The sequence below is a fragment of the Streptomyces glaucus genome (assembly GCF_039533365.1).
In the GTDB taxonomy this organism is placed as follows: Bacteria; Actinomycetota; Actinomycetes; order Streptomycetales; family Streptomycetaceae; genus Streptomyces; species Streptomyces glaucus.
Genome location: NZ_BAAATK010000001.1, coordinates 311,550 through 319,929, shown reverse-complemented (window position 1 = coordinate 319,929; position 8,380 = coordinate 311,550). Strand labels below are relative to the sequence as shown.

Sequence of the window (8,380 nt, the reverse complement as noted above, 5' to 3'; positions counted from 1 at the left end):
CCGCCCGGCGCGGCGCCGGGCGCCCCCGCCGCGGGGCCGGTCCCCGGCGCGGCGCGCCGGCCCGTGCCGCCCGGCGGAACGCGGGTTCATCCCCCCACGTGCGCCGTGACCGCCCGCTCGACCGCCGCCGGGTCGGCGGCGTCGGCCGCCCAGGCCACGTAGCCGTCGGGCCGCACCAGCACGGTCGTACGGCGGCCGCTCGCCCAGCGCTCCACGGCCAGCCGGTCCCCGCGGCCGTCGCCGCCCGGGTACGCCTCCGGGGTGATCAGGACGAACCGGCCGCCGCGCAGGGCCTCGTGCAGGCGTTTGCCCGCGAGGGCGACGTCGGGGACGCGGGTGCCGGTCAGGCGGTGGGCGCCGCGGGGAGCGGGATACCGGTAGCCGACGCCGGTGATCCGGGCGACCACCGCGCGGTGGGCCGGGCCGACGTGGTCGAGGACGGTGGTGAGCGCCGCCCGCAGCGCCCGCGTCCAGGGGCGCGCGGCCATGGCGAGGCGGACGATGGCGCCGCTGCTGCGCAGGACGGAGCGGCCCACGGGGTGGCGCTCGGCCTGGTAGGTGTCGAGCAGCTCCGGGCGCGCGTGCCCGCGGAGGACGGCCGCCAGCTTCCAGCTCAGGTTCGCCGCGTCCTGCAGTCCGGTGTTCATGCCCTGTCCGCCGGCCGGGGTGTGCACGTGCGCGGCGTCGCCGGCGAGGAAGACCCGGCCCGCGCGGTAGGCGGGCGCCTGCCGTTCGTCGCTGTGGAAGCGGGACGTCCAGCGGGCGTCGTGCATCCCGAAGTCACGGCCGAGGGCGAGCCGGGCGATCTCCCTGACCTCGTCCAGGTCGACGGGCCGGTCGTCGGGGACGTCGCGCCCGCGGTGCCAGGCGATCACCCGGTGGTAGCCGTCGCCGAAGGGCGCGAGGAAGGCGAAGGCGTCCCCGGCGGCGTCGGCGGTGAGCAGGTCCTCGGGTTCCTCGGCGAGCCGCACGTCCGCGAGGACGACGGACCGGATGACGGAGCGGCCGGGGAAGGGCAGTCCGACGGCCCGCCGCACGGTGCTGCGCATGCCGTCGGCGCCGACCGCGTACGCCGCGCGCAGCGTCCCCGGCGCGCCGTCCGGTCCGCGCACCTCGACGGTCACGCCGTCCGCGTCCTGGGTCAGGCCGGTCACCTCGGTCTCGTGGCGGAAGACGGCGCCCGCCTCGACGGCCCGCCGCTCCAGGATCCTCTCCACCTCGTACTGCGGGACGACGAGCAGGTGGCGGAAGCGGGAGGGGAGGCCGGCCAGGTCGACGGTGAGCCGCCCGAAGAGGCGGAGCCGGTCCAGGGGGCGGCCGACGGCCTCCAGCGCGTCGGCGAGGCCGCGGGCGTCGAGCTGTTCGAGGGTGCGGGCGTGCACGACGAAGGCCCGGGAGAGGTTGCTGATCCGGTGCGGGCGCTTTTCGAGGACGGTGACCGGGACACCGGCGGTGGCGAGGTCACCGGCCAGGAGGAGCCCGGTGGGGCCGGAGCCGACGACGATCACGGAGGACGGGGTGCCGTTCATTGCGGCCTCCTCTTGCCGACGATCGTAGGCCAACACTTGTTGGCCAACACTTGTTGGCCAACGCTTGTTGTCCAGCGTAGGAGGGGCCGCGGAAGGAGTCAACGGGTGTTGGCCAACCGATGTTGGCTTACGGTCGACGGGCCAACGCTGGTTGGCCCACACGTGTGGGCCTACGCTCGTCGCCATGAACCGCCCCCACACCGGCACCCCCGGCACCCCCGGCACCGGCAGCACCGGCGCCCCCGCCCCCCGCCGCCGCTCCGCGGCCACCCGCGACGCGATCCTCGCCGCGGCCCGCGAGCGCTTCGCCGCGGACGGCTACGAGCGGGCCACCATCCGCGCCATCGCCAAGGACGCCGACATCGACCCGTCGATGGTGATGCGCTACTACGGCAGCAAGGAGGGCCTGTTCGCGGCGGCCGTCGCCGTCGACCTGAAACTGCCCGACCTGGGCGCGCTGCCCCGCGCCGAGGTCGGGCACGCGCTCGTGACGCACTTCCTCGCCCTGTGGGAGCAGAACGAGGTGCTCACGGCCCTGCTGCGGGTCGGCGCCGCCGGCGGGGCCGGGGCCGAGCGCATGCAGGGCGTCTTCCGGGACCAGCTGCTGCCGGTGGCCCGGCAGGTGTGCCCGGACCCGGAGCAGGTCCCGGTGCGGGCCGCGCTCGTCGCTGCGCAGCTGCTCGGGGTGGCGCTCACCCGGTACGTCCTGCGCCTCCCGCCGGCCGTCGCGCTGGCCCGCGAGGACCTCGTGGCCTGGCTGGCCCCCACGCTCCAGCGCTACCTCACGGCGCCGGGTCCGTGATCCGCCGCCGGAACGCCCCCGAGGACGCGCCGAGGGCGCCGGCCACGCCCACGTACGGCGGATGCGCGTACGTGCGGCGGGGCCGGCGCCCTCGGGGAGCGTGCGGGAGGAGCCCGGCGCGGGCGGTCCCGGTCAGGCCTTGACGTCGGCCTTGGTCGCGACGTTCCGGCTGGTCACCCGGTGCTTCTCGTGGGACTTGTCCAGGACCATCACCAGGCCGGCGATGACCGCGAACAGCACGATCGGGGCCACGACGAACTGACCCAGCGTCTCGATGACGCTCAGGCCCGTGCCGGGGTCGTCGCCGTCGTCGCGGGTGAGCGCGAGCGCGGGGGACGACATGAGCAGCATCATCAGCGTCGTACCGGCGGCCAGGGTGCCGGCGCGCAGGGCGTTCTTCTTGTCCACGGTGTCAAACGTAGCGAACGCCGATTCCGGGTGCGCGTCCGGGGTGCCGTACGGGTCCGCTACGGCGCCGGGCCGTCCCCGTCGGAATCGCCGCCGGGACGGCCGGCGGCCGCCCGCACCGCCTCCATCAGCGCCCGCAGCCTCGGCGAGTCCGCCAGCTCCTCCAGCGTCATCGGCCGCCCCTCGGCGTCGGCGACCGGCAGCCGCCAGTTCGGGTACTGGTCCCAGGTCCCCGGCAGGTTCTGCGGGCGGCGGTCGCCCACACCGTCGGGGAGCCACACGCCGACCATGCGGGCCGGGGTGCGCAGCAGGAAGCGGTGGACGGCCTGGATCCCGGCCTCCTCGGCGGCGGCGCCGGCGTCGCCGCCCGGGCCGGGCAGCAGGCCGAGCCGGGCGAGGAGTTCCAGCCACTCCGCCGTGTCCGCCGCCGCCTCGGCCCGTTCCTCCCGGAGCGGGCGGGTGAGCAGGCCAAGGCCGTGCCGGAGCTCGACGTGCTCGCCGGTGAGGCGGGCCGCGGTGGGCGGCAGGTCGTGGGTGGTGGCGGTGGCCAGGCAGTCGGCGCGCCAGCGGTCGGGGGGCAGGGGGCGGCCGTCGCCCTCCCAGTCCCGTTCGAACCACAGCACCGAGGTGCCGAGCACCCCGCGTTCGCGCAGCCGCTCGCGCACGCCGGGCTCGACGGTGCCCAGGTCCTCGCCGATCACCACGGCGCCGGCCCGGGAGGCCTCCAGCACCAGCACGGCGAGCATGGCCTCGGCGTCGTAGCGGACGTAGGTGCCCTCGGTCGGGGGGTGGCCCTGCGGGACCCACCACAGCCGGAACAGGCCCATCACGTGGTCGATGCGCAGCGCGCCGGCGTAGCGGAACAGGGCGCGCAGCAGGCTGCGGAACGGGGCGTAGCCGGACGCGGCGAGCCGGTCCGGGCGCCACGGCGGCAGGCCCCAGTCCTGGCCACGGGCGTTGAAGGCGTCCGGGGGCGCGCCCACCGACATCCCGGCCGCGAAGAACTCCTGCTGGGCCCAGGCGTCGGCGCCGCCGGGGTGCACCCCGACCGCCAGGTCGTGCACCACCCCGACCGGCATCCCGGCCTCGCGCGCGGCGCGCTGGGCGGCGGTGAGCTGGGCGTCGGTGAGCCAGGCGAGCCGGCGGTGGAAGTCCACCCGGTGCGTCAGCCCGGACCGGGCGCGGGCCACCTCCTGCGAGCGCGGATCGCGCAGGCCCTCGGGCCACCGGTGCCAGTCCGGGCCGTGCGCCTCGGCGAGCGCGCACCAGGTGGCGTGGTCCTCCAGGGCCTGGCCCTGCTCGGCGAGGAAGTCGCGGTAGGCGGCGCGCCGGCCGGGCCCGAGCGGCACCTCGGCGACCGCCTCCAGCGCCTGGCGCTTCAGCTCCCACACCGCGTCCCGGTCGATCAGCTCCCCCTTCTCCAGCACCGCCGCGCGCAGCCGCCCGGCCCGCTCCAGCAGGGAGCGGACGCGGTCGGGGTCCGTGACGTACGCGAACTCGGGGACGTCCTCGATCCGCAGGTGCACCGGGTCGGGGAAGCGGCGGGAGGAGGGCCGGTACGGGGAGGGGTCGGTGGGCGTGCCGGGCACGGCCGCGTGCAACGGGTTGACCTGCACGAACCCGGCGCCGAGCGCCCGCCCGGCCCACGCGGTCAGCTCACCGAGGTCACCGAGGTCGCCCATGCCCCAGGAGCGCCGCGACAGCAGGGAGTAGAGCTGGACGAGCAGGCCGTACGAGCGGCCCCGCGGGGCGGGCAGCCGGGGCGGGGCGGCGATCAGGTGCGCGGCGGCCGTGCGTCCGTCGGGGGCGGTGGCGGTCAGGCGGTGCACGCCGGGCGGGAGTCCGCGGGCGTCGGCGCGGGTCTCGCCCTGCTCGGTCTCGACGCGCAGCCGGGTGCCCGCGGGCAGCGCGGCCAGCGCCTCGGGCGTGCCGCCGCCCCAGCACACCACCGTCGGCGGCAGCAGCCGCTCGCGCAGTTCCCGCTCCCGGGCGGCGAGCGCGGCGCGCACGGCGCCGGGGCCGCTCGCGTCGACGCCGAGGGCGGCGAGGGCGCGGACGACGGCGGTGGCCGAGGCCGCGACCGTACGGTCCGGGGACGGCTGGTAGGAGGTGGCCACGCCGTGCAGTTCGGCGAGCCGGGACAGGTCCTCGGCGGGGGGCTCGGCCGGTCCGGTCATCTACGGCCTCGTGAAGTCCGCGGCGGCCACGGCGGGCTCGCTGGTCAGCGGCGCGGCGTCGGCGAGCGGTGGCTCGCTGGTCAGGGGCTCGGCGTCGGCGAGGGGCGGCTCGCTGGTCAGCGGGGCCTCGGCGCGGGCGCCCTCGGCGCTGAAGACGCGCGGCCGGGGGCGGCCGGGGGCGGCGGACGGCTCCGCCCCGGGTTCGGGCGGGGCCGGGAACGGGGGATGCGCGGGTGCAGCCACGGGGGCCTCCTCGTCGGGCACGGCGGCGGGGTCCCCCCGCCCGGCCTGCGCCGGGAGCGGAGAGAGGGTTACCGCAGCCCTACCCAGCGGGCGCGGCGGCAGACGCGCGAAAAAAGAATCAGGCACCCCTTCGTCACATTCCGCCCGTCCGGACGCCCCCGGGATTCCGGCAATTCCGTCACTTGGGCCACGGCCGTTGACATGTTCCTCGCACCGGTGGTGGGCTCGATGCCGCTGTGAGAGCCGGACACGGACATCGACCGACGGGGAGGGGGCCTGTGCAGCCACGGCGTGGGAGGAGGGCGGCCGCCCTCGCGTTCGCCGTCGTCGCCGGCACCCTGGGCGCCGCCCCCGCCTCCGTGGCGGCCCCGCCGCCCCCCGGTACGGCCCCGGCCCCCTCCGGCACGGCCGCGGCGGCCCCCGAGGCGGCCGGCCCGGGGACCTCCGTCTGGCCCCGCCCGCAGTCCCTGCGCCCGAACGGCGCCCCGGTCCCGGTCACCGGCCAGGTCGCGCTGCGCGCGGACCCGGCCGCCGACCCGTACGCCCTGGACGCTTTGCGCGCGCTGCTGCGGCGGGCGGGGGCGCACCGGATCACCCCGCTCGCCGCCGGCGATCCGCCGCCCGCGGGCGCGCTGGTGGTGCGCGCGCGGACCGAACCGCCCCGGCGGGACACCCGCCACGGCCTGCCGTCCGGCGGCTACCGGCTGACCGTCGCCCCCGGCGCCGTGACCCTCGCCGGCAGCGGCCCGGACGGCCTGTTCCACGCCGTGCAGACCCTGCGCCGGCTCGTCCGCCCCGACGGGCGGATCACCGCCGTCGACGTCCGCGACTGGCCCGGCACCGCCGTGCGCGGCATCACCGAGGGCTTCTACGGCACCCCGTGGACGCACCGGCAGCGGCTCGCCCAGCTGGACTTCATGGGCCGCACCAAGCAGAACCGCTACCTGTACGCCCCCGGCGACGACCTCCACCGGCAGGCCCGCTGGCGCGAGCCGTACCCCGCCGGGCAGCGCGCGCGGTTCCGGGAGCTGGCCGAGCGGGCCCGCCGCAACCATGTGACGCTCGGCTGGGCGGTGGCCCCGGGCCAGGCGATGTGCTTCGCCTCGGACGCCGACGTACGGGCGCTGACGCGCAAGCTCGACGCGATGTGGGCGCTGGGCTTCCGCGCCTTCCAGCTGCAGTTCCAGGACGTCAGCTACAGCGAGTGGCACTGCGCCGCGGACGCGGACCGCTTCGGCTCCGGGCCCGGGGCGGCGGCGCGGGCGCAGGCGCGCGTGGCGAACGCGGTCGCCCGGCACCTGGCGGAACGCCGTCCCGGCGCGGCGGCCCTGTCGCTGATGCCGACCGAGTTCTACGAGGACGGGCCGACCGCGTACCGGCGGGCGCTGGCGCACGCCCTGGACGAGGACGTCGAGGTGGCCTGGACCGGGGTCGGCGTCGTGCCGCGGACCATCACCGGGAGCGAACTGGCCGGGCTGCGGTCGGTGTTCGCCGGCCACCCGCTGGTCACCATGGACAACTACCCCGTCAACGACTACGCGCCCGGCCGGGTCTTCCTCGGCCCCTACCAGGGCCGCGAACCGGCCGTCGCCACCGGCTCGGCCGCCGTGCTGGCCAACGCGATGGCGCAGGCCGAGGCCTCCCGCATCCCCCTGTTCACGGCCGCGGACTACGCCTGGAACCCGCGCGCCTACCGCCCCGAGGAGTCCTGGCGCGCCGCGATCGACGACCTGGCGGGCGGCGACGCGCACCGCGAGGAGGCGCTGACCGCGCTGGCGGGCAACGACGCCTCGTCGGTCCTCGACCCCGAGGAGTCGGCGTATCTGCGCCCGCTGCTGGAGGAGTTCTGGCGCGGCCGGACGGGGGCGGCGCGGGGGACGGCCGAGGAGAGCGGGGCGCGGCGGCTGCGGGAGGCGTTCGCCGTCCTGCGCGCGGTGCCGGACCGGCTCGCGGGCAGCGGGCTCGGCGCCGAGGTCGCCCCCTGGTCCGAGCAGCTGGCCCGCTACGGCGAGGCGGGCACCGCCGCGCTCGACATGCTGCGCGCGCAGGACGCCGGGGACGCGGCGGCGGCCTGGACGGCGTACCGCACGCTCGGCCGGCTGCGCGCCCGGCTCGCGGACGCGCCGGTGACCGTCGGCAAGGGCGTGCTGGACCCCTTCCTGCGGCGGGCGCAGCGGGCGTACGAGGCGTGGGCGGGAGCCGACCGCGCGCCGGCCGTGACCGCCGGCGGCGCGGACGGCGGCCGCACGGTCCGCTTCCCGCACGCCCGCCCCCTGGCCGCCGTGACGGTCCTGGCCGACCCCGGCACCGAGGGCGAGGTGGAGGCCCACGTCCCCGGCGAGGGCTGGGTCCGCGTCGGCGCCCTGGCCGCGGCGGCCGGCGCCACCGAGTTCACGCCCCGCCGCCCCGCCGGCGGCCCCTCCGCCGGTCTCCGCGCCGACGCCCTCCGGGTCACCGGCCCGAACCCCGCCGGCGTGCGGCACCTCGTCCCGTGGTTCGGCGACTCCCCGGACGCCTCCCTGGAGCCGGCCCGCGAGCGGGTGGACGCCGAGATCGGGAGCACGCTGCGGACGACGGCCCGGCTGCGGTCGCTGCGGCCCGCCGACGTCCGCGGCAGGCTCACCGTCCAGGCGCCCGAGGGCGTCCGGGTGCGCGTCCCGGCGGCCCCGCTGACGCTCCCGCGCGGCACGGCGGTGGAGGTTCCCGTCGAGGTGACCGTCGCGCCGGGCACGCCGGTACGGCCGTACGACGTCCGGCTCTCGTTCGGCGGGGCCACCCGCACGCTGACGGTCCGGGCCTTCCCCCGCACCGCCGGGCCCGACCTGGCCCGCGCCGGCACCGCGCGTTCCTCGGCCGACGAGACCCCCGACTTCCCGGCCGCGGCGGCCAACGACGGCGACCCCGGCACCCGCTGGTCCTCCCCCGTCGACGACGGCGCCTGGTGGCAGGTGGAGCTGGCCCGTCCGGCCCGCCTCGGCCGCGTCGTGCTGCGCTGGCAGGACGCGCACCCGTCCGCGTACCGCGTCCAGGTCTCCGCCGACGGCCGCCGCTGGCGCACGGCGGCCGCGGTGCGGGACGGCCGCGGCGGCCGGGAGGAGCTGCGCATGGACGAGCGGGACGTGCGGTTCCTGCGGATGCAGGGCGAGAGGCGGGCCACGCCGTACGGCTACTCGCTGTGGTCGGTGGAGGCGTACGCCGTCGCGGAGTGAGCGCGGCCCCCG

At 78.1% G+C, this 8,380-nt stretch carries 6 protein-coding genes; 2 read left to right on the top strand and 4 right to left on the bottom strand.

Features of this window, described 5'->3' with window-relative positions; genetic code table 11:
• Positions 1–86 precede the first annotated feature (86 nt).
• Positions 87–1,529 (bottom strand): FAD-dependent monooxygenase, encoded by a 1,443-nt coding sequence (locus tag ABD363_RS01415; RefSeq protein WP_344599465.1) that lies wholly within the window; start codon positions 1,527–1,529, stop codon positions 87–89.
• Between the two features lie 184 nt (positions 1,530–1,713).
• On the opposite strand from ABD363_RS01415, the gene ABD363_RS01410 reads away from it, so the two are divergent.
• The gene (locus ABD363_RS01410) at positions 1,714–2,331 is read left to right on the top strand and encodes a TetR/AcrR family transcriptional regulator (protein WP_344599464.1); all 618 of its coding nucleotides are present in this window, start codon (positions 1,714–1,716) and stop codon (positions 2,329–2,331) included.
• A gap of 132 nt (positions 2,332–2,463) precedes the next feature.
• Here ABD363_RS01410 and ABD363_RS01405 read toward each other — a convergent pair whose 3' ends face one another.
• The 3 genes from ABD363_RS01405 to ABD363_RS01395 are packed head-to-tail and all read right to left on the bottom strand — an operon-like array spanning position 2,464 to position 5,159.
• Positions 2,464–2,739 (bottom strand): hypothetical protein, encoded by a 276-nt coding sequence (locus tag ABD363_RS01405; protein ID WP_344599463.1) that lies wholly within the window; start codon positions 2,737–2,739, stop codon positions 2,464–2,466.
• A gap of 59 nt (positions 2,740–2,798) precedes the next feature.
• Positions 2,799–4,916, bottom strand: a complete 2,118-nt coding sequence (gene malQ, locus ABD363_RS01400) for a 4-alpha-glucanotransferase (RefSeq protein ID WP_344599462.1) — start codon at positions 4,914–4,916, stop codon at positions 2,799–2,801.
• The gene (locus ABD363_RS01395; protein ID WP_344599461.1) at positions 4,917–5,159 is read right to left on the bottom strand and encodes a hypothetical protein; all 243 of its coding nucleotides are present in this window, start codon (positions 5,157–5,159) and stop codon (positions 4,917–4,919) included.
• A gap of 278 nt (positions 5,160–5,437) precedes the next feature.
• Between ABD363_RS01395 and ABD363_RS01390 the strand changes: the two genes are divergently transcribed.
• Positions 5,438–8,368: a beta-N-acetylglucosaminidase domain-containing protein gene (locus ABD363_RS01390; RefSeq protein ID WP_344599460.1), complete on the top strand. Its 2,931-nt coding sequence runs from the start codon at positions 5,438–5,440 to the stop codon at positions 8,366–8,368.
• The last annotated feature ends 12 nt before the right edge of the window (positions 8,369–8,380 follow it).

Excerpts from the sequence above, each read along its gene's own strand:
- ABD363_RS01415 (WP_344599465.1), bottom strand. The coding sequence starts at position 1,529 with ATGAACGGCACCCCGTCCTCCGTGATCGTCGTCGGCTCCGGCCCCACC.
- ABD363_RS01410 (WP_344599464.1), top strand. The coding sequence starts at position 1,714 with ATGAACCGCCCCCACACCGGCACCCCCGGCACCCCCGGCACCGGCAGC.
- malQ (WP_344599462.1), bottom strand. The coding sequence starts at position 4,916 with ATGACCGGACCGGCCGAGCCCCCCGCCGAGGACCTGTCCCGGCTCGCC.